Source organism: Ruegeria sp. HKCCA5929 (assembly GCF_013034525.1).
Classification (GTDB): domain Bacteria; phylum Pseudomonadota; class Alphaproteobacteria; order Rhodobacterales; family Rhodobacteraceae; genus Ruegeria.
Window position 1 is genome coordinate 730889 of the sequence record NZ_WQGE01000001.1, and the last position, 19940, is coordinate 750828.

The window sequence follows — 19940 nt, forward strand, 5'->3', positions numbered from 1 at the left end:
CGCGCATGAGTGACGACGAACTGACCTTTCCCGGTGGCTTGCCCGACATGCTGGACAGCTATGAGAACCGGCGCAGTCCGTTTCAGTTCGGCACCCTCACCCTGCCCGATCCCGACGTTGATCTGGATGATCTAGCCAGACGCACGGTTCCAGACAGCGCCACCGAAGTGCCGCCCGGGCGCAGCACCACATGGGATCGCAAACGCGCCCAAATCGCGCGCGAGTTTGTTGGTCAGTCGGAACTGGCCTTCCTAAACGCGCAATTGATTTCGAACCTTAGAAAACGGTCTTTTCCCCGCCACGCGCCAGCCCTTTTCTGCCGATTGTGGGACGAACAGTCCGATCACCTGCTGGCCACACTCGACCTGCGCTGGCTGGTGTCTTCGGTTCAGACATTTGCAGACCACGGCCAGACGGCAACACAGCGCGAGGTGGGTCACGCGTTGCGGATGCTGTTTGGTCTGATGAAGCTTTACGAGTTTGAACGCCTGTTCTCGGGCCTGGCCCCGGATACGCCCTTTCGGTTCGAAGACAAAAACCATGTAGATCTGCCCTTTCAAATGAAGGGTTTTTCTTTTGAAAAAGGTGGGTTGGACGTCAATCTTATCGCCCCAATCTGGACCCAGGCGATGCACGACCCAACCATCGCGCCGCTGGTCGATCACCTGATGACGAATCTCAACAAAGATTCCGGCGGTGTCTTTCGCCGCCTGAAACAGATGCGCGACGCCCGCGCGACGCGCGCATGACCACCTGGGGTATCGTATCGATGGTTCGGGGGCCGACCGAGAACGTGCTACGTTTTGTGGCCCATCACCTCGATCTGGGCGCGGACTTTATGTACATTTACATGGACGAACCCAATCGGCTTACATTTCGAACCCTTCGGATGCACCCCAAGGTGCGTGTGCGGGTCTGCGATGATGCGTTCTGGGAAAATCGAGGTCGCGCTCGGCCGGAAAAGCATCAGGTTCGTCAAACGGTTCATGCAACCTTTGCCTATCGCAACACGCCATTGGACTGGCTTGCACATATTGACGTGGACGAGTTTCTTTGGTCCCCAACCCCCATCGCCGATGTGCTTGGCAATGTACCGCCCAACATCAATGCCGCCCGTGTCCGCCCGATGGAGGCGCTGGCAACTGGCGACGATCTGTACAAGGCACACATCCCCCAGGGCCCCAACCGCGAGGCTCTGGTCGAAGCGATTTATCCAACCTACGGAGCTTTTGTTCTGGGCGGTTTTCTCAGCCACGTGCAGGGCAAGCTGTTCGTACGAACCGGTCTGAAGTACCTGAACTTCCGCATCCACAACCTGTTTCAGAACAAAAAACTGCTGCCGTGCAAATACGAGCTGCCTGAAGTTGAACTGTGCCACCGACACGCACCGGATTGGGACCACTGGATCGGGCATTACCAATTTCGCATGGATCGCGGCTCGTATCAGGCAGGCATGGCACCCAACGTACCACGCGAGCAAGGCGGGCTGAACAAGAACGAACTACTCAACTGGATTGAGGACGAACAGGGCATGGAAGGGCTGCGCGCGTTTTTCGATGAAATGAGCGGCGCAGACCCCGAAGTGCGCGCTCGACTGGACCAGCACGGCCTGTTGCGGCACCGCCCCCTGGATTTAGATGAAAAATTGGCGAAACACTTCCCCGGAAGCTGCTGAATTGTTGCGGAAAATCTTGCGAACGGTCTGCGTGCCCCGCATTAAGCCGACTTCATTTGACCCTGACCTACGTTTTTGTTATGTCCGCCTCCAAGCCGAACAGGCGCATTGCGCGCATGGCCATCCGGGCCCGGCACATCTTTGACGCGCGGGCCAGGTCAAGTGTCCGCAAAAACCGGACTTACATGACAAAGTTTAACGAACTGAACCTGAACCCAAAGGTCCTCAAAGCCATTGAGGAAGCCGGATACGAAACCCCCACTCCGATCCAGGAAGGTGCGATTCCGCCCGCTCTGGAAGGTCGCGATGTTCTGGGGATTGCGCAGACCGGCACTGGCAAAACCGCCAGCTTCACCTTGCCGATGATCACCCTGCTGGCCCGTGGCCGCGCCCGTGCACGCATGCCGCGTTCGCTGGTTCTGTGCCCGACACGCGAACTCGCCGCGCAGGTGGCTGAGAATTTCGACACCTACACAAAGCACCTGAAACTGACCAAAGCGCTGTTGATCGGCGGCGTCAGCTTTAAGGAGCAAGAGGCGTTGATCGACCGGGGCGTTGACGTTCTGATCGCCACGCCGGGTCGCCTGCTGGACCATTTCGAACGCGGCAAGCTGTTGCTGACCGGTGTTCAGATCATGGTGGTGGACGAAGCCGACCGGATGTTGGACATGGGCTTTATCCCCGATATCGAACGCATCTTCTCGCTGACGCCGTTCACGCGCCAAACCCTGTTCTTCTCGGCCACCATGGCCTCTGAGATCGAACGCATCACCGACACCTTCCTATCCGCCCCTGCCCGGATTGAGGTTGCCCGTCAGGCCACCGCATCCGAGACCATCGAACAGGGCGTCGTCATGTTCAAAGGCGGTCGCCGCGATCGTGAGGCCAGCAACAAACGCAAAGTTCTGCGTGCGTTGATCGATGCCGAGGGTGACAAGTGCACCAACGCGATCATCTTCTGCAACCGCAAGACAGATGTGGATATCTGCGCGAAATCGCTGAAGAAATACGGCTATAACGCTGCCGCGATCCATGGTGATCTGGACCAGTCGCAGCGCATGAAAACGCTGGACGGGTTCCGCGATGGATCCTTGCGCCTGCTGGTGGCCTCGGACGTCGCCGCGCGGGGTTTGGATATTCCTTCGGTCAGTCACGTGTTCAACTTCGACGTTCCCGGCCATGCCGAGGACTACGTCCACCGCATCGGCCGCACCGGTCGCGCCGGGCGCGAAGGCAAGGCCATCACGATTTGCTCGGGCCGTGATGAGAAAGCTTTGGATGCAATCGAAAAGCTGATCCAGAAAGACATCCTGCGCATCGACAACCCGGTCAAGGAAGAGGCCAAGCCCGAAAAGCCCAAATCTGAGAAACCGAAGCCCGAGAAAAGGGCCAAAGACCAGGAAGGCGCTAAGGACACCCGGAAAGAGCGTGAACCGAAAGGGCGCGGCCGAGGCCGCAAGGCTGATAACGGTCCGGTTGTTGTAGGGATGGGTGATCACCTGCCCAGCTTTATCGCTCTTAGCTTTGATGAGCGTCGTGCTGGCTAAATTGCCAGCACCAGAGCCAGTATCGAAAGCCCCAGCAAAGTCATTCCGGCGATCTCTCGCCGGGTGATCGTTTCACGGAAGAACAATGTCGAGGCCATCAAGCTGAGGAGCAGTTCGACCTGCCCCAGCGCTTTGACATACGCTGCGTTTTGCAAAGTGAACGCCCAGAACCAGCAGAACGACCCACCCAGACTGGTCAGCCCGACAAAGATGCCGGTGGACCGCGTTTGCCAGACTGCGATCAACTCGGACCGATCGCGCCACAACAGCCATAGCCCCATGCTGAGAAATTGAAACGTGACTACGGCGGCCAGAGTGACCAAGGCCCTGAACCATGCATCCACATCGCCCAGTTGCAACGAAGCACCGCGATAGCTGACTGCAGAGAAAGCAAACAAAACGCCCGAACCAAGCCCCAGTTGCGAGGCGCGATTGCTCAGATGTCGCCACCATACCCCATCACCTCCGGGTGTTTTCGACAGCAGCAAAACTGCGGCAAGCCCCAACAGAATGGCCACAAGCGCACCCGCTGACACGCGATCCCCCAGAACCAGAAAGCCGACAATCGCTGTTTGTATCACCTCGGTTTTCTTAAAGGTGATCCCCACCGCAAAGTTGCGCTGCTTGAACAGGGCAACAACACAAATCGTCGCCAGTATCTGCGCCGTCCCGCCGATCACCGCGTATAGCCAGAACAAAGGGCTGAGCGTTGGCAGGCTTGCCCCCGTTACCTGCAAAGCGACCAGCAACCCTGCAGCAGCCAACGGCATGGAATAAGCAAAGCGCGCAAACGTTGCGCCAGCCGCAGACAGTTTCACACTGCTCAGCGACTTTTGCAGCATGAAACGTACCGTCTGAAAACTGGCGGCAGCGATGGTGACAGGGATCCAGAGACTCATGCCACCCGTTGTGTCGTCAAATCAGGACTTTGGCCAGAGCGGATGCGGCACAGGGTCTTTCGCGCGAAGCAGATACTGTCGGAAAATCTGCGCGTAAGACCGGTACACGTAAGCCTCATTGCAGGCCAGATACCTATCCTTGCCGTCTTCATACAGTTGCGGCAACTGGTACCACGGGGCGTTGGGGTTCATGTGATGAACCACGTGCAGGTTGTTGTTCAGAAACAGAAAAGCCAGCGGGCCCCGGTCTTCGATAATAACCGTACGCGCACGGGATTTTTCATGCGCACGGTGCTCAAGGAAGGTCCGTATTTTTAGCAGCCCCAGCCCGAAATAGGCAGAAATCAAATAGGCCCAAACCGGCATGGACGACTGGGCAACAACCCACAGCACCACCGCCGCACCCGGCAGGTGCAAAGCCCAAGCCAGCAGGATATCCTTGTCCCAATGCCGCGCGCCTCGCCATTCGTCGCGCAGAAACAGAACTTGTCCGATAGCCGGGCCCAAGACCATGCGCCCAAGCAGCGTGTTGTTGACCGCCAGCAGCTTTTGTAAGCCGCGCGGAAGAGTCGACCAGATCTTGGGATCCAAATAGTTCGATTCCGGGTCGTCATATGGATCGGTCAACGCTGCATCCTGATGATGCGCCAGGTGCAAATCCCGAAAACGGTTGTACGGGATGAACAGTGTAAGCGGCAGCGCCATCAGCGCCTCGTTCACCCATTTTGTGCGGAAAGGATGCCCGTGCAGGGCCTCGTGTGTCAGCGAAGAATGCAGCGCCGCAACAACAGCAAGGGCCGGAACAGCCAGCCAAACTGACAGGCTTGCCAACCAAAACAGCCCTGCAAGCCACGCCCCATAGCAGGCAATGATCAGGAACAATGTGCCCCATTCAGGCGATTGGGAAGTGGGTCGCTCAGCCATTGCGCCCCCACGAGATACCTGCCCAAACCCGCTCGTAAATCACATACATGGTCAGGCCAATGGCGGTGTTCACCAGCGCCACAACCCCGCCCACAGTGGCCGAGCCCGTGGCAATCAGCCCCACAACAGTCATGGTGACTAGCCCCATGACATTCCAAACGATTGCTTTCACGACAGATCTTCGCCGCGTTTCCATTCCGACCCTCAGTCTTTTTGCTTTTTTCAAAGGGTTACAGGGCGATGGTCATGGTGGGAATTCTGAATATGATTAACAAAATTCACCATCTATGATATTTATCACTGTATGCAGGAAAAAATCGACAAAAGAGATCGCGCCGCTCAGTTCCGTCAACGTCTGGCTCAGGCGATGGAGCAGCGAAACATCAGTCAAAGCGCGCTGGCACGGCACATCAGTGTTGACCGCTCGACCGTATCGCAGCTTTTGACCGGGCATGGTGCGCGTCTGCCCAACGCGCATGTGGTCGGAGGATGCGCGGCCGCACTTGGTGTTTCAGCCGATTGGTTATTGAGCCTCTCCGACAGGCCCGAAAGCGCGGCCGAACTTCTGGCCAGCTCTCTCAGTTTCACCGAAGCCCCCCGCGCGCTGGTCGATGAGCGGATCTTCGAGTGGCACAAGGAGGCCGCTGGCTACAAGGTTCGCTATGTCCCGGCGACCCTGCCCGACATGCTCAAGACCCGTGCTGTGCTGGAATGGGAATATGCCCCGCATCTGGGGCGCACGGCAGATCAGGCCATCGGCGCGTCCGAGGACAGGTTGGCCTGGATGCGCAGTGCGCAGTCAGATTATGAAATCGCCATGCCGCTGTTCGAAATCGAGAGCTTTGCAAGCGCCACAGGGTATTACAGCGGCCTTAGCGCGCAGGTGCGGCTGGAACAGATCGACCACCTTCTGACACTTTGCGATCAGCTTTACCCCAGAATGCGGATCTATCTGTTTGATGCAAAACGGCTTTATTCCGCCCCGGTGACGATTTTCGGCCCCCTGCTCTGCGTGTTCTACGCTGGCAGTCACTATATGGCGTTCCGCGACCGGGACCGAATCGAAACCTTCACACGTCACTTCGACACGCTGGTGCGCGAAGCTGATGTGACTGCCCGAAACTTTCCCAACCACCTGCGGCAGCTCAGATCCAGGGTTTCTGAAACCACATGATGCGGGCAGACCAATCCTGTGCTATGGTCCGTTGGCGCGAACCTTCGGGCATTCCGATCACAGACGGAGGACCACAGGAATGGACGCATTACAAACCGCTCAATACGCACGTGCCCTTTACGCCGCTCACGGAGACCGGGCCGAGGCCGAAGCTGCGCAGAAAATGCGCGAATGCGAGGCTGCCGGAAACCAACAGGAAGCACAGGACTGGCAGGCGGTCCGTCAGACCATCCGCCAGATTCGTGGGCCAAATCAGGGCTAGATCACAGTTTCGGGTCAGGATTAACCGTGTGACCATCCACCGCGATGACCTGACCCGACACCAGCCGCGCCGCATCTGACGCAAGGAAGACGGCCATATTGGCTATGTCCTGCGCTTCGACAAAGCGCCCCATGGACGTACCCGAAGCATAGCCTTGGTACACCGCGTCTCGGCTCATGCCTTTGGCTTCTGCCTCACGGGCCAGAACGCCTTCCATGCGCGGACCTTCCACTGCGCCCGGACAGATGGCGTTAGCGCGTATGCCATGCGGGCCCAGCTCCATCGCGAGTGTCTTCATCAAGCCAATGACCGCCCATTTGGCCGAAGCATAGGGCGCGCGGTACGGATAGCCATACTGCCCCGCCGTCGACGAGGTCAGGATGATGCTTCCCGCCCGCGCCGATTTCATCAATGGTGCTGCATATTTGGCAGCCAGAAACGCACCGTCCAGATTAACCGCAATACAGGCCCGCCATGCGTTCAGATCGATGTCTTCAATGGCATCGGTTGGCCCTGCTATTCCTGCATTGGCACACAGGGTGTCCAGCCCGCCTGCCTCAGACACAGCATCAAAGACGCAGCGCATATCAGCCTCATCCGACGCATTGGCGCAATGCGTCGTCCAATGATCGGGCACGGAGCTTAGCGCTGCCTGATCGATATCCGTGACCCAGACATCATATCCAGCCGCGTCAAACGCTTCGGCCATGGCGCGACCGACACCAGACGCGCCAGCCGTTACCAGCACCCTCTGGTTCATGAGGGTTTCCGAATAGCAGCCCCTGCACCTTCAGGGTAAGGCAAAGCGGATTGCGCCTCAGCAATTCTTGCCATCGCAGCCTCAATCTCAGCGGAAGGAGGGCACGGTCGGCGCGTCTCAAGGCTGACATGCAGCATGAAGCTTTCGCCAGTGGCCAGAAGCTTGTCGCCTTCATACATGCTGTGGAACACGTGCAACTTTTTGCCCTGCCCCAGCAACATCTGCGTGCGCACCTCGATCTTGGCGCCCGCGTGCACCTCGTCGATATACCGGATGTGATTTTCAGTTGTGAAATAGCTGCCGCCGGATGAGATATACTCGGCGTCGCATCCGATGATCTCCATGAACCGGTCGGTGGCGGCAGAGAATGCTTCCAGATATTTTGCCTCGTTCATATGACCGTTATAGTCGGTCCAGTCCAATGGAACCGCACGCGCAAGGGTCAGGATCGGCTGGCTCACATCCGCCTGATCCAACGTCGGCAAGGCACCTGGTTTCAAAGCCGCATCATGCTGGTTCAGCACAGCGCCTGCCCCGTAATTCTGCACCTTGAGCGCCCGCATCATGCCCACAAGGTTGTTGTCGCGAATACGCTCCAGCTCGCGAATCGTGTGCATCCCCGATTGCACGTCGGACTGATCGGCGATCATGTCGACCAGTTCATCGGTGAACTCGGGTACATCCATCAGCTTGGTCCAGGGCCATTTCAACGCCGGGCCAAACTGCGCCATGAAATGCCGCATTCCGGCTTCACCACCCGCAACGCGGTAGGTTTCGAACAGACCCATCTGGGCCCAGCGAATGCCAAACCCCATGCGGATCGCTTCATCGATTTCCTCGGTCGTCGCAATGCCGTCCTTGACCAGCCACAAAGCCTCGCGCCAGACCGCTTCAAGGAACCGGTCCGCGATATGCGCATCGATTTCCTTCTTGATATGCAATGGGAAAAACCCAACCGATTTCAACAACTCCTGCGCTCGCGCGACCGTCTCGGGCGGGTTCTTGTCGCTGGGCACCAGCTCGATCAGCGGCAGCAGGTAGACCGGGTTGAACGGATGTGTGACGACGATCTGCTCGGGGCGCAACGCGCCGTCTTGCAGTTCGGAGGGTTTAAAGCCGCTGGTCGAGGACCCGATGATTGCGCCCGGTTCGCAAGCCTCTTGCAAACCCTTGTAGACTTTCAGTTTCAGATCCAGCCGCTCTGGTACGCTTTCCTGAATCCAAATCGCGCCTTCAACCGCGTCAGCCATGTCATCATGGAAGCTCAGCGTCCCTTCGGGCGGCAATGGCACATCGCTCAGGCCCGGCAGTGATCGCCGCGCATTGTCCAGAACCTCACCAATCTTGCGTTCCGCTTCCGGGTCCGGGTCGAACACCCGCACGTTCCAGCCATTCAGCAGGAACCGCGCGGCCCATCCGCCGCCAATGACCCCACCCCCGATGATTGCTGCCGTTTTTGTCATATCGTCCTCTAATCGATACAGATCACTTGTGCCTGCCCCGCCTCATCCAGATGCGAAATGCATCCGAATTTCGGCGTAACGGCACTGCATTGTTTGGTGTCCGACAGGCAGAACCCTGCACAATCGGAGGCTTTTTCACAGGACTCCCCGGCGTCTGGCAAAGGTTCAAAGCAGATAAACTGCCGGAGTCGCCCACCCACCTCATAGCGTCCACCCTTGGCTTCGCACTCCTGACGGGCCAAGTCGTCCTCTGTGGCTTGCGCTGCCCCTTCCCTGGGCAGGCACAGCATCAGGAGCGCCACGCACATCACCAGAACCGCTCGCATGGTTTTGATCCTTATGCTGACACCCTGAGCTTTCGGATTGGGCCGTCCAACGCGAACAAATCAGTTTTTGGGCGCGCGTTTTTCCAATCCCAACTTCTCGCGCACTTCTTGCGGCCCGATGACCCGTGCGCCCATATTCTCGATGATGGTCCCGGCCCGTTCGACCAGTTGCCAGTTCTCGGCCAGCACGCCCTTGTCCAACCACAGGTTATCCTCCAGACCCACGCGCACGTTGCCGCCCGCCAGCACCGTAGCGGCGACATAAGCCATCTGGTTACGCCCCAGCGAAAATGCGCTGAAGGTCCAGTCATCGGGGACATTGTTCACCATTGCCATGAAGGTATTCAGATCGTCCGGCGCGCCCCACGGCACACCCATGCACAGCTGAACCAAGGCGTTGGGCTCCAGAATCCCCTCTTTCACCAACTGCTTGGCAAACCACAGGTGGCCGGTGTCAAAGGCTTCGATCTCGGGCTTTACCCCCATATCCGTCATCATCTGTCCCATAGCGCGCAGCGCACCGGGCGTGTTGGTCATGACGTAATCGGCCTCGGCAAAGTTCATGGTGCCACAGTCCAATGTGCAGATTTCGGGCAAACACTCGGCAATATGCGCCACGCGCTCCGACGCACCGATCATGTCCGTGCCGGCCTCATTCACAGGAAACGGGCTTTCAACGCCCCCAAACACGATGTCCCCACCCATCCCCGCGGTCAGGTTCAGAACAACGTCCACGTCGGCGTCGCGAATCCGGTTTGTCACTTCACGATACAGGTCCAGCCGACGGCTTGGCGCACCGGTTTCGGGGTCACGCACATGGCAATGCACAACCGCAGCCCCAGCCTTGGCGGCGGCGATCGCACTGTCGGCAATCTGCTGCGGCGAGCGCGGTACATGAGGGCTGCGATCCTGCGTTCCACCCGAGCCGGTCACGGCGCAGGTGATAAAGACATCACGGTTCATTTCCAGAGGCATGGCGTTTTCCCCAAGTTATACCCGGTTTTGACCTGAGTTTTCCCCAGGCTTCTCCCCGGATTCCGATTTGCGTTCTGACCCGACTCTGGCGCAGCCTTGGGAAAACAACTTGCCAGAATGCGAATCGAACTTGATGCAATCCGCAAAAAACATACTGCAACCCGAACATCGCGCCCTGAAAACGGCGGTGCTGGTGCTTGATGACTGCAACACGCTCAGCTTCGCCTCGGCCGTCGACCCGATGCGCGCGGCCAACCGTCTGGCCGACCGCCCGGCTTTTGACTGGGACTATGTGACAGCCACACCCGAACCGGCAATGCTGACCAGCGCCCTGCAAGTGCCCGGCATCCCGCTGGCACGTCTACAAGGCTGTGACCTGATGATCGTTGTGGCCGGGTTCCAACTGGCCCGTCACGCCACCCCCAGCCTGCTCGCGGGTCTACGCCGGATCGCAGGCACCGGTGCAACAATGGCAGGCATCGACGGCGGCCCATGGCTGCTGGCCGAGGCCGGGCTGCTTGACGGTCACGCCGCCACCACCCATTGGGAAGACTTGGAAAACTTCGCCGCGCGCTTCCCCGAGGTCGATGTACGCCCTGACCGCTACACCGTCTCGGACACCCGCCTGACGTCAGGGGGCGCGATCCCAGCGGTTGAGATGATGCTGCACATCATCGCCGCCCGCCATGGCGCGGGTTTCGCGGCGCGCGTTTCGGGCTTGTTCCTCTACGAAGGCGCTCCAGACCCTGCCAAACCGCAAAGTCGCACTGGCGCACCACACCGCCACACAGCTTTGACCGCCAAGGCCAATTCACTGATGCAGGACTCTTTGGATGACCCCCTGCCGCTTGCCTATATCGCAGACCGACTGGGCACCAGCCCGCGTACGTTGCAACAACAGTTCCGTCTGCGCCTGAACACCACGCCGCAGGACCATTATCTGCAACTGCGCCTGGCCGAGGCCCGCCGACTTGTTACCGACACCGACATGCCGCTGATGGATGTGGCGCTGGCCACGGGATTTGCCTCACAATCCAGCTTCGCCCGCGCCTTTCGCACCGCGCACGGCCAGTCCGCCCGCGACCTCAGGCAAGAGCGCGCGCACCCCACCCATCACTGACCGGATCCAACTTCATCTGGCTAAAAATACCTCGGGGGAGCCGCCGAAGGCGGCGGGGGCAGCGCCCCCTGCCCTCAGTACGGCATTGGGTGCGCCTTATGGGCTGCATCCAACTCTGCCAGCACCTCATCTGACAACGTCAGATCCGCGCCAGCCAATACGTGTTCAAGCTGCTCAACCGTGGTCGCGCCAAAAATAGCGGACATCATGAATGGCCGCGTGCGGCACCAGGCCAATGCCATATGCGTCGGATCCAAGCTATGACGCGCAGCAACGTCCAGATAAGCCGCGACAGCATCAAACACCCGATCAGACTTGCGCCCGCCCAGTTCAGGCGAAAGCGACATGCGCGAACCGTCCGGGACGGCACCACCCTGATACTTACCCGTCAGCAACCCGGTACCCAAAGGCGAGAACGCCATCAGCCCGACATCTTCATGCACGCATAGCTCGGCCATATCCGTGTCGAACAGACGACAGAGTAGAGAATATTCGTTCTGAACCGATGCCACACGCGGCGCACCCATCTTTTCGGCCAAACGCACCCACTGCGCTGTGCCCCATGCGCTTTCGTTGGACAGACCAAAGGCGCGGATGTTGCCCTTGTCGACCTGAGCCTGCAACGCCTCCAGACACTCCTGCATGTTCTCTAGAACGTCATCGGTGTTGTGCCCGGTTGGCGCAAAATCCCAATTCTGGCGGAACATGTAGCTGCCACGGTTCGGCCAGTGAAACTGGTAGAGATCAATGCAATCTGTCTGCAACCGCTTTAACGATCCTTCAATCGCTTCGGGGATCGTCTTGCCCGTGATCGGCGCACCCTCGCGTACAAAGGACAACCCCTCGCCGGAATGCTTGGTCGCCAGAATGTAATCCCCACGCCGCGCCGCATTGGCCGCGTTCCAGTTGCCCAGAATCTCTTCGGTGCGTCCGATCGTTTCTTTTGAAACCGGGTTCACCGGATACATCTCGGCTGCGTCCACAAAGTTGATGCCAGCATCCAGCGCCATGTCCATCTGCCTGTGCGCATCGGCTTCGGAGGTCTGCGTGCCAAACGTCATGGTTCCAAGACACAGGTCGCTCACCATGATCCCTGTACGGCCCAAAGGCTTCATTTGCATCTTTCAAATCTCCCGAAAACGGCGTCGCCCTTTAGGCTTCAGCCTTCTTTTCCCACCGCCCGGATTCCTCCGACCAGTATTGTGCCGAACACCCCGCAGCGGTCAGCGATTTCCACTGCCCCCGCGCGTGTTGAACAGCCATATCGTCATTGCCATCGAACAGAATGCACACACGTTCCATCGCGGCGACTTCTTCCGCCTCGACCGGCGCGCCATCAACTGCCATGACACAGGACGCGCCATTGGCGGCGTCAGAGCCAGTGGTCAGCAAAATCGGCTGCTCTGTGTCATGGGGGCCACCTTCGCGGCCATGCGGCAGAAACCCGTCTTCGGGCCCCAGCCACAGCTTTTCATCCAGCCAGTCGATCCGCGCAGGGTCGGTGCCCCGCACGGCAATCTTCCACCCGGCCTGCCGTGCCTTGTCCAGTAACACCGGCAAGGTGTGTTCCAGCGGCTGGCGGGTCAGGTGGTAGAAATAGACAGCGCCCATTAGCTTACTCGAAATTGTCCTGCACAAACCGGCTGAGCGCGCGCACGCCCCAACCGGTGGCGCCTTTGGGTGCATAAGATGTCTCAGCGGAAACCGAGGCCACACCCGCGATATCCAGGTGAATCCAGGGCGTTTCTTCTTTGACGAACCGTTGCAGGAACTGCGCGGCGGTGATCGAGCCTGCGGGCCGACCGCCTATGTTTTTCATGTCGGCGATGCGCGATTTCAGCAACTTGTCATAAGCATCGCCCAACGGCATCCGCCACGCGCCTTCATCCTCGGCCTTGGCGGATTTCAGGAATGCGTCGCAGAATGTATCGTTGTTCGAGAACACACCGGCATTCTCGTGCCCCAGCCCGATGATGATCGCGCCGGTAAGCGTGGCCAAATCGATCATACCAACCGGGCTGAACCGTTCCTGCGCGTACCACATCACGTCGCACAGAACCAAGCGACCTTCGGCGTCAGTGTTGATGATCTCGACCGTGTCACCTTTCATTGACTTGACCACATCACCGGGGCGTGTGGCATTACCGGATGGCATGTTTTCAACCAATCCAACCAAACCAACGACGTTGGCCTTGGCGTTACGCTTGGCCAGCGCGCGCATGGTACCGGCAACAACACCTGCGCCACCCATATCCATGGTCATCTCTTCCATGCCACCCGCTGGTTTCAGCGAGATACCGCCTGTGTCAAACACCACACCCTTGCCGACCAAAGCCAGCGGCGCATCGCCCTTGTCGCCGCCCTTCCAGTGCATGACGACCACTTTGGACGGGCTGTCCGAGCCCTGCCCGACGCTCAGCAATGTGCGCATTCCCAGCTCGGCCAGCTTGTCTTCGTCCAGAACTTCGACCTCAAGGCCCAGCTCCTGCATCTCGACCAGGCGGTCGGCGAATTCGGAGGTTGTCAGAACGTTTGCGGGCTCATTGGTCAGATCGCGGGTCATCCGCACGCCATCTGCAATTGCGTAAAGCGGCGCAAATTCCGCCTCTGCCTCGTCAGGTTTCGAATGGCTGATTGTTACCGTGCCTGCGTCTTCGCTTTCTTTGGTCTTATGCGCGTCAAAGTCATAGCTGCGCAGCGCGATACCCAAAGCCAGATCTTCTGTGCGCGCCTGATTGCCAACCATCACAAGCACGTCCTTGCCGCCTGCCAGCTTTGCCACAGCAGCGCCCGCCTTGCGCGCCTCGTCCGCCTCAGGGCGGCGCGGCAACACCAGGACGTCCAAAGCCTCGGCCGCCATCCCGGCAGGCCACGCCAACGAGATCACATCGGCAGTCTTGGATTTTTCGAAAGACCCGCTTTCGACCAGCCGCGCGACGGCCCCTTTTGTCAGACGGTTGGCCCGTCGGGCGGCGGGGCTCATCTTGCCGTCGGACGGGATGATGATAACCACCCGACCCTCGGCCTGCGCCATCGCATCCAAGTCAAACTCCTGAAAGCGGATCGGTACAAGACTGCTCATTGTAAACTCCTCAAATTCTGTTCCCCAAGACCTAGCCCGCGTAGCACCGCTTGACCAGATAGCAGTTTTCCCCGGCCTTCAATTGCATTAAGGTCTCCGAAAAATAACCGGCAGGCTCGGGGGAGAAAGACGTGGCACGAGAGGGCAGGCATAAGCCGTTGCGCAGAACATTCTGCGCGCGCGCAAGCGGCCCGAACGCCCGTGTTGCAAGCTTTGCGGGGGCGCGCCTGTGATCCTCGACCGCTACTTCGCCCGACGTTTCATGCAGAGTTTTCTGGTCATTGGCGGCATTTTCCTAACCCTGATGATTCTTATCGATCTGATCGAACAGATTCGCCGGTTTGACGATTACGACCTGTCTTTTGGTCAGTTGTTGCAACTTACACTGCTCAACACACCGGCCGCGATCAGCGAAATGCTACCGCTGCTGGTCATTTTGTCGACCATCGCCCTTTTCGTAGGGCTTGCGCGCACCTCAGAGCTTGTGGTGACGCGTGCCACTGGCCGTTCGGGCATCCGCGCTTTGGTGGCGCCTGTCCTTCTTGCACTCACCATCGGTGTGCTGGCCGTGGCATTGCTGAACCCAATCGCCGCTGCCACCTCGGAAGAGTTCCAGCGCCTGTCCGATTCCTACCGCAACAACGGCAGTTCTGCCTTGTCGATCAGCAGTGAAGGCCTGTGGCTGCGCCAATCGGCGGAAAACGGACAAGCCGTGATCCACGCGCGCGGTACCTCAAACGGCGACACGCTGGGGCTGGACGACGTGACAGTGATCACCTTCGCCCGCGATGGAAAGCCAACCCAACAGATCATTGCCGACCGGGCCGATCTGGAGGATGGCCGGTGGATTCTTTCCAACGCCAAGATCTGGTCCATGCAAGATGGCGAGAACCCCGAAACCAACGCCGTTGTTCATGACCGCCTGGACCTTCCAACTTCGCTGACCCGTCAGCGCATTCTCGACACGCTGGGACAACAAGATTCCGTTTCGGTTTACGATCTGCCGCAACTGATCGCGGATCTGCGCGAAGCAGGCTTTTCGACCAAACAGTATGAGGTCTGGCTGCAAGTGCAACTGGCACGCCCCTTCTTTCTGGTCTCGATGGTCCTTATCGGAGCAGCCTTCACCATGCGTCACGTCCGCTTTGGCGGAACGGGTATTGCGGTACTAACAGCGGTTCTGCTTGGCTTTGCCATCTACTTCGTCCGCAACTTTGCGCAAATCCTCGGGGAAAACGGACAATTGCCAACATACATCGCCGCCTGGGCACCGCCCTTTGCTGCCATATTGCTGTCTCTTGGCTTGCTGCTTCATGCGGAGGACGGCTGATGCGGCGCCTTGTTCCCCTCTTGCTGACCAGCGCGCTGGCTTTGTCCGCCCCGGCACCCCTTGTGGCACAATCGACACCTGCACAGCCTCAGGGCGCAGAAACGCAGGAAGAGCCCGCCCTGCTGGTCGCCGACAAGGTTTTCATCACGCCCGAACGCAAACTGGTGGCCGAGGGCAATGTCGAAGCGTTTCAGGGCGACATCAAGCTGTCGGCTCAGCGTGTGACTTATGACCGTGAAACCGGTCAGCTGATACTGGAAGGCCCCATCCGTATCGATCAGGGCGGTCAGACAACGCTGCTGGCGGATTCCGGACAGCTCGACAGTGGCATTCAGAACGGTTTGTTGATCGGCGCGCGGATGGTGTTTGACCAGCAGGTTCAGATTGCCTCGGTCCAGGCAAAGCGAGCAGCGGGCCGCTATACGCAATTCAGTAAAGTCTCGGCTACATCCTGCCATGTCTGCGCCAACGGCAAGCCGCCGCTCTGGCAGATTCGGGCCCGTCGTGTCACGCATGACCAGTTGGAGCAACAGCTTTATTTCGAAGGCGCGCAACTTCGGGTGCTGGACTACCCGGTCTTCTATTTCCCCTATCTGCGCCTGCCCGATCCCACGCTTGACCGCGCGACAGGCTTTCTGGTGCCTTCGATCCGCAGTACTTCGCAATTGGGGACAGGCGTTCAGGTTCCGTATTTCATCAAGCTGGGGGACCACAAGGACCTGACGCTGACACCTTATGTATCAGGCAGCACGACAACGCTGGGCTATAGATACCGTCAAGCCTTTGTAAACGGTCGTATTCAGTTAGATGGTGCCTATACCCGCGATGACATTCAGCCTGATCAGGATCGTGGCTACCTGTTCGCAAATGGCTGGTTCAACCTCAAGAATGACTACCGGCTGACCTTCCAAGTGCAAACCGCTTCGGATGACGCCTATCTTGTGGATTACGGCCTGCCTGATCTGGACCGTTTGCGCAGTGAACTTTCGCTGGAGCGGATCAAGCGGGATACAGCATTCAAAACCAGCCTGATCCATTACAAAACGCTGCGCGAAAGTGAAAACCAGGACGAAATTCCGTCTCGCGTATTCGACTTGAATTACGAAAAACGCTTTTTCCCTGGTGCTTTGGGCGGCGAAGTGCGGCTGGCCTTTATCGGTCACGCCCATGAACGCACAAGCGACGCAGACATTGTTGGCCGAGACATCGCCCGCGCCACGTTTGACGCAGAGTGGCTGCGCAGCTGGACCTTCGCTTCGGGCCTGCGCGCCGACGTAACGCTGGGGGCATCTGTCGACACGTTCAACATTCGCCATGACAGCAACTTCCCCTCGCAGGTCACACGCTCAACGCCAAGGGCTGCTCTGACATTGCGCTATCCGATGACGCGGCGCGAGCAATCAGGTGCCGTGCAATTCCTTGAGCCCATCGCTCAGATCGGATGGACGCATGTGTCGGACACAGACGTGCCAAATGACGAAAGCACCTTTCAGGAATTCGATCAGGGTAACTTGCTGGCGCTCTCGCGTTTCCCAGCGGAAGATCAGCGCGAAGACGGTGCAACAGGTGTTGTTGGCCTGAACTGGGCCCGTTACGGCGCAGGCGGCTGGCAGGCGCTGGCTACCATTGGTCAGGTGTTCCGGGCGGATGCTGATCCGAATTTCACCCTGACATCGGGTTTGCAAGGCACCTCATCCGATCTGCTGATCGCAGGACAGATTCAAACCAACAATGGCTGGTCCCTAGGTGGTCGCGGATTGATCGACAGCGATTTCAGCTTTGTCAAAGCAGAACTGCGTGGTGCCTGGACAAACGAGGTTGCGAGGATTTCCGGCAGTTACATCTGGCAGGAACCGGATCCGGCGGAAAATATCGTCGACGAGATCTCGGAAATCTGGCTGGTAGGCCGGTATCAGGTCGATCAGAACTGGCTGACGAATGCCCAGGCGCGCTATGATCTGGGCCAATCCGAACCGATCCGTTTGGGTCTGGGCGTGACATATCGCAACGAATGCGTGCAGGTTAACATGTCTGTAAGCCGGCGCTTTACTTCAACATCCACTATTGAGCCTTCGACAGAATTCGGCTTTACCCTGTCATTGACAGGGTACTCTGTCGAAAGCGGTGGCAAGACATACAAGAGAACATGCAGTTGATATCAGGTTTCTCCAGGTTTCTACGTTCCGGTTGGCTTAAACCGGTCGCACCGGCGCTGACTGCCGCGATTTTCGCAGTTGCAGGCACGCATTCCATGGCGCAAAGCCTGTTTTCTCCTGCGATCCGGGTCAATCAGGACATCGTTACCTGGTACGAACTCGAGCAACGGCTGCAATTCCTGAACGTACTGGGCCTGCCCGGCAGCAGCGAAGCCGACGTGCGAGACGCCCTGATCGATGCAAAGCTGCGCCAACAGGTCATGCGCGAAGCTGGCGTGCAAGCTGCCCCCGAGGCCGTTCAATTGGGAATTGACGAATTTGCGTCGCGCGGCCAGTTGTCCTCGGAACAGTTCCTGCAATTGCTGGGAGAGTCGGGTGTCGACCCTGAGACAGTTCGGGATTACATCGCGGATCAGTTGGCTTGGCGTGACTACATCAGCTCACGCTACCTGTCTCAGGCGCGTCCCACCGAAGATGAGATCGACCGGGCCCTTGGGCAGACCGGGGGCGGTGGGCTTCAAGTCCTTTTGTCCGAAATTATCATACCGGTGAATCAGCAAACCGTTGCGCAGACCGAACTGCTGGCTCAGGAAATCTCGCGGCTGGAAGGTGTTGATGCGTTTTCGGCAGCCGCAGCACAATATTCCGCAGCCGCCACCCGTGATCAGGGCGGACGGTTGGACTGGCTGAACATCACAGACCTTCCGCCAGCTTTGCAGCCTGTAATCCTGGGACTTCAAAACGGAGAGGTCACGGATCCCATTTCGTTGCCAAATGCTGTCGCCTTGTTCCAGATGCGTGGCCTGCGTGAAGTTGCAACCTCAGCCGCCCCGATCTCAAAGCTGGATTATGCGATCTACTACATCCCAGGTGGCCGCAATGCCGACGCGCTGTCGCAAGCCACACGCCTGAAAGAAGAGATCGACACCTGCGATGATCTCTATGGAATCGCCAAGGATCAACCACCAGAAATCTTGGAACGCATCGTCGCCGCCCCTTCCGAGGTGCCCCGTGATGTCGCGGTAGAATTGGCCAAGCTGGACCGCAACGAGGTGTCTACAAACCTGACGCGCAACAACGGTCAAACGCTGATGTTCCTGATGCTGTGCAACCGCACACGTGATCTGGGTGAAAACACCTCTCGCGCGGACGTGGCCAATGCCTTGGCACAGCAACGCCTTACAGCCTTTGCCGAAAGCCTGGTGGAACAGCTGCGTGCCGACGCAATTATCGTTCAGGAATGACCCGCCCAATCGCGCTCAGCTGTGGTGAACCGGCGGGGATCGGTCCCGAAATAGCGGCCAAAGCCTGGGAAGAGCTACGCGGCTCCTGCCCGTTCTTCTATATCGGCGATGCCAGCCACCTGCCTGCTGGGACTCCGGTCGCGGAAATCGAAGATCCCGCGCAGGCCCTGACGGTCTGCGATCAAGCGTTGCCCGTCCTGCAACTGGACTTCCCGGTCCCCAATGTGCCGGGCCAGCCCGACCCCGCCAATGCACCTTCTGTGATCGATGCCATCGAAACCGGTGTCGACTTGGTGAAAGCAGGACACGCCTCGGCGCTTTGCACAGCGCCCATCCACAAAAAAGCTCTGATAGACGGAGCCGGATTCAGCTATCCCGGCCATACCGAGTTTCTCGCCGCCCTTTCTGGCACGCAACGGGTCGTGATGATGTTGGCCAGCGATCAACTGCGTGTTGTGCCTGCTACAATTCATATTCCGTTGTCACAAGTTCCAGAAGCCCTGACCCCGGATCTCCTACGCGATACGATCGAGATTACCGCTGCTGGCCTTCGCAAGCAGTTCGGCATCGCCAACCCGCGCATCGCCATCGCTGGCCTCAACCCTCATGCGGGCGAAGGCGGCAAAATGGGAACTGAGGAAGGCGATTGGATTGCCTCGCTTGTCGCTGAACTGAACCTCGATGGCGCGACGCTCACTGGTCCCCACCCGGCAGATACGCTGTTTCACGCCGCGGCCCGCACGCGCTATGACGCGGCGATCGCGATGTATCACGATCAGGCCCTGATCCCGATCAAAACCTTGGATTTCGACCGTGGCGTGAACGTGACACTGGGCCTGCCCTTTATCCGAACGTCGCCGGATCACGGCACAGCGCTGGACATCGCCGGGAAAGGCATTGCCACGCCCACCAGCCTGATCGAGGCCCTGAAGCTCGCTCAACGCATGGCAAAAAGCTCTTGATCCTTCACCTGGCTGAAAATACCTCCGCCGGAGGCAAAAAA

20 protein-coding genes are annotated in these 19940 nt (G+C 58.7%); 10 read left to right on the forward strand and 10 right to left on the reverse strand.

Annotated elements, in window-relative coordinates:
- The first annotated feature begins 5 nt into the window (after positions 1–5).
- From GOV90_RS03615 to GOV90_RS03625, 3 genes are all read left to right on the forward strand, one after another.
- A complete protein-coding gene (locus GOV90_RS03615) occupies positions 6–749 on the forward strand; it encodes a hypothetical protein (RefSeq protein WP_171090435.1) in 744 nt (247 codons plus the stop codon).
- Entirely contained in the window at positions 746–1675 is a 930-nt protein-coding gene (locus tag GOV90_RS03620) for a glycosyltransferase family 2 protein (protein WP_171172814.1), read from the forward strand. Before GOV90_RS03615 ends, GOV90_RS03620 begins: the two co-directional genes overlap by 4 nt.
- A gap of 185 nt (positions 1676–1860) precedes the next feature.
- Positions 1861–3222 carry a DEAD/DEAH box helicase gene (locus GOV90_RS03625; RefSeq protein ID WP_171090439.1) on the forward strand — a complete coding sequence of 454 codons (1362 nt, stop codon included), beginning with the start codon at positions 1861–1863 and terminating at the stop codon, positions 3220–3222.
- On the opposite strand, the gene GOV90_RS03630 is transcribed toward GOV90_RS03625, so the two are convergent.
- The 3 genes from GOV90_RS03630 to GOV90_RS03640 are packed head-to-tail and all read right to left on the reverse strand — an operon-like array spanning position 3219 to position 5241.
- Positions 3219–4121, reverse strand: a complete 903-nt coding sequence (locus tag GOV90_RS03630) for an EamA family transporter (protein ID WP_171090441.1) — start codon at positions 4119–4121, stop codon at positions 3219–3221. The two genes, GOV90_RS03625 and GOV90_RS03630, sit on opposite strands and share 4 nt — an antisense overlap.
- A 21-nt stretch (positions 4122–4142) precedes the next feature.
- On the reverse strand, positions 4143–5045 hold the full coding sequence (locus tag GOV90_RS03635) for a fatty acid desaturase (RefSeq protein WP_171090443.1): 903 nt from the start codon (positions 5043–5045) through the stop codon (positions 4143–4145).
- Complete coding sequence (locus GOV90_RS03640) at positions 5038–5241, reverse strand: DUF2061 domain-containing protein (RefSeq protein WP_171090445.1); 204 nt, start codon at positions 5239–5241, stop codon at positions 5038–5040. The genes GOV90_RS03635 and GOV90_RS03640 overlap by 8 nt, the downstream gene beginning before the upstream one ends.
- Before the next feature lie 108 nt (positions 5242–5349).
- On the opposite strand from GOV90_RS03640, the gene GOV90_RS03645 reads away from it, so the two are divergent.
- Complete coding sequence (locus tag GOV90_RS03645) at positions 5350–6219, forward strand: helix-turn-helix domain-containing protein (RefSeq protein WP_171090447.1); 870 nt, start codon at positions 5350–5352, stop codon at positions 6217–6219.
- Between the two features lie 79 nt (positions 6220–6298).
- Positions 6299–6481 carry a hypothetical protein gene (locus tag GOV90_RS03650; RefSeq protein ID WP_171090450.1) on the forward strand — a complete coding sequence of 61 codons (183 nt, stop codon included), beginning with the start codon at positions 6299–6301 and terminating at the stop codon, positions 6479–6481.
- Position 6482: 1 nt separating this feature from the next.
- Here GOV90_RS03650 and GOV90_RS03655 read toward each other — a convergent pair whose 3' ends face one another.
- Genes GOV90_RS03655 through GOV90_RS03670 form a run of 4 tightly spaced genes read right to left on the reverse strand, consistent with a single transcriptional unit; the run spans position 6483 to position 10005 of the window.
- Positions 6483–7241 (reverse strand): SDR family oxidoreductase, encoded by a 759-nt coding sequence (locus GOV90_RS03655; RefSeq protein WP_171090452.1) that lies wholly within the window; start codon positions 7239–7241, stop codon positions 6483–6485.
- The gene (locus GOV90_RS03660) at positions 7238–8704 is read right to left on the reverse strand and encodes a carnitine 3-dehydrogenase (RefSeq protein WP_171090453.1); all 1467 of its coding nucleotides are present in this window, start codon (positions 8702–8704) and stop codon (positions 7238–7240) included. The genes GOV90_RS03655 and GOV90_RS03660 overlap by 4 nt, the downstream gene beginning before the upstream one ends.
- A gap of 8 nt (positions 8705–8712) precedes the next feature.
- The gene (locus tag GOV90_RS03665) at positions 8713–9030 is read right to left on the reverse strand and encodes a hypothetical protein (protein ID WP_171090455.1); all 318 of its coding nucleotides are present in this window, start codon (positions 9028–9030) and stop codon (positions 8713–8715) included.
- A 60-nt stretch (positions 9031–9090) separates the two neighbouring features.
- Positions 9091–10005, reverse strand: coding sequence for a 3-keto-5-aminohexanoate cleavage protein (locus tag GOV90_RS03670; protein ID WP_171090457.1), 915 nt, complete (start codon positions 10003–10005; stop codon positions 9091–9093).
- A gap of 133 nt (positions 10006–10138) precedes the next feature.
- Between GOV90_RS03670 and GOV90_RS03675 the strand changes: the two genes are divergently transcribed.
- Positions 10139–11125 carry a GlxA family transcriptional regulator gene (locus tag GOV90_RS03675; protein WP_171090459.1) on the forward strand — a complete coding sequence of 329 codons (987 nt, stop codon included), beginning with the start codon at positions 10139–10141 and terminating at the stop codon, positions 11123–11125.
- Positions 11126–11199: 74 nt separating this feature from the next.
- On the opposite strand, the gene GOV90_RS03680 is transcribed toward GOV90_RS03675, so the two are convergent.
- The 3 genes from GOV90_RS03680 to GOV90_RS03690 are packed head-to-tail and all read right to left on the reverse strand — an operon-like array spanning position 11200 to position 14207.
- The gene (locus GOV90_RS03680) at positions 11200–12246 is read right to left on the reverse strand and encodes an aldo/keto reductase (protein WP_171090461.1); all 1047 of its coding nucleotides are present in this window, start codon (positions 12244–12246) and stop codon (positions 11200–11202) included.
- Positions 12247–12277: 31 nt separating this feature from the next.
- Positions 12278–12736, reverse strand: coding sequence for a DNA polymerase III subunit chi (locus GOV90_RS03685; RefSeq protein ID WP_171090463.1), 459 nt, complete (start codon positions 12734–12736; stop codon positions 12278–12280).
- Positions 12737–12740: 4 nt separating this feature from the next.
- Positions 12741–14207: a leucyl aminopeptidase gene (locus GOV90_RS03690; RefSeq protein WP_171090464.1), complete on the reverse strand. Its 1467-nt coding sequence runs from the start codon at positions 14205–14207 to the stop codon at positions 12741–12743.
- Positions 14208–14436: 229 nt separating this feature from the next.
- Here GOV90_RS03690 and lptG point away from each other — a divergent pair, with 229 nt between their 5' ends.
- From lptG to pdxA, 4 genes are read left to right on the forward strand one after another with little or no spacing between them, the layout of a single operon-like run.
- Entirely contained in the window at positions 14437–15537 is a 1101-nt protein-coding gene (gene lptG / locus GOV90_RS03695; RefSeq protein ID WP_171090466.1) for an LPS export ABC transporter permease LptG, read from the forward strand.
- Complete coding sequence (locus tag GOV90_RS03700; RefSeq protein ID WP_171090468.1) at positions 15537–17693, forward strand: LPS-assembly protein LptD; 2157 nt, start codon at positions 15537–15539, stop codon at positions 17691–17693. Before lptG ends, GOV90_RS03700 begins: the two co-directional genes overlap by 1 nt.
- Positions 17684–18937 (forward strand): peptidylprolyl isomerase, encoded by a 1254-nt coding sequence (locus GOV90_RS03705; protein WP_171090470.1) that lies wholly within the window; start codon positions 17684–17686, stop codon positions 18935–18937. The genes GOV90_RS03700 and GOV90_RS03705 overlap by 10 nt, the downstream gene beginning before the upstream one ends.
- Entirely contained in the window at positions 18934–19899 is a 966-nt protein-coding gene (gene pdxA / locus GOV90_RS03710; protein WP_171090472.1) for a 4-hydroxythreonine-4-phosphate dehydrogenase PdxA, read from the forward strand. Before GOV90_RS03705 ends, pdxA begins: the two co-directional genes overlap by 4 nt.
- Positions 19900–19940: the final 41 nt, after the last annotated feature.

Coding starts and splice junctions, on each gene's coding strand:
- GOV90_RS03615 (WP_171090435.1), top strand. CDS start 6: ATGAGTGACGACGAACTGACCTTTCCCGGTGGCTTGCCCGACATGCTG.
- GOV90_RS03620 (WP_171172814.1), top strand. CDS start 746: ATGACCACCTGGGGTATCGTATCGATGGTTCGGGGGCCGACCGAGAAC.
- GOV90_RS03625 (WP_171090439.1), top strand. CDS start 1,861: ATGACAAAGTTTAACGAACTGAACCTGAACCCAAAGGTCCTCAAAGCC.
- GOV90_RS03630 (WP_171090441.1), bottom strand. CDS start 4,121: ATGAGTCTCTGGATCCCTGTCACCATCGCTGCCGCCAGTTTTCAGACG.
- GOV90_RS03635 (WP_171090443.1), bottom strand. CDS start 5,045: ATGGCTGAGCGACCCACTTCCCAATCGCCTGAATGGGGCACATTGTTC.
- GOV90_RS03640 (WP_171090445.1), bottom strand. CDS start 5,241: ATGGAAACGCGGCGAAGATCTGTCGTGAAAGCAATCGTTTGGAATGTC.
- GOV90_RS03645 (WP_171090447.1), top strand. CDS start 5,350: ATGCAGGAAAAAATCGACAAAAGAGATCGCGCCGCTCAGTTCCGTCAA.
- GOV90_RS03650 (WP_171090450.1), top strand. CDS start 6,299: ATGGACGCATTACAAACCGCTCAATACGCACGTGCCCTTTACGCCGCT.
- GOV90_RS03655 (WP_171090452.1), bottom strand. CDS start 7,241: ATGAACCAGAGGGTGCTGGTAACGGCTGGCGCGTCTGGTGTCGGTCGC.
- GOV90_RS03660 (WP_171090453.1), bottom strand. CDS start 8,704: ATGACAAAAACGGCAGCAATCATCGGGGGTGGGGTCATTGGCGGCGGA.
- GOV90_RS03665 (WP_171090455.1), bottom strand. CDS start 9,030: ATGCGAGCGGTTCTGGTGATGTGCGTGGCGCTCCTGATGCTGTGCCTG.
- GOV90_RS03670 (WP_171090457.1), bottom strand. CDS start 10,005: ATGCCTCTGGAAATGAACCGTGATGTCTTTATCACCTGCGCCGTGACC.
- GOV90_RS03675 (WP_171090459.1), top strand. CDS start 10,139: ATGCAATCCGCAAAAAACATACTGCAACCCGAACATCGCGCCCTGAAA.
- GOV90_RS03680 (WP_171090461.1), bottom strand. CDS start 12,246: ATGCAAATGAAGCCTTTGGGCCGTACAGGGATCATGGTGAGCGACCTG.
- GOV90_RS03685 (WP_171090463.1), bottom strand. CDS start 12,736: ATGGGCGCTGTCTATTTCTACCACCTGACCCGCCAGCCGCTGGAACAC.
- GOV90_RS03690 (WP_171090464.1), bottom strand. CDS start 14,207: ATGAGCAGTCTTGTACCGATCCGCTTTCAGGAGTTTGACTTGGATGCG.
- GOV90_RS03700 (WP_171090468.1), top strand. CDS start 15,537: ATGCGGCGCCTTGTTCCCCTCTTGCTGACCAGCGCGCTGGCTTTGTCC.
- GOV90_RS03705 (WP_171090470.1), top strand. CDS start 17,684: ATGCAGTTGATATCAGGTTTCTCCAGGTTTCTACGTTCCGGTTGGCTT.
- pdxA (WP_171090472.1), top strand. CDS start 18,934: ATGACCCGCCCAATCGCGCTCAGCTGTGGTGAACCGGCGGGGATCGGT.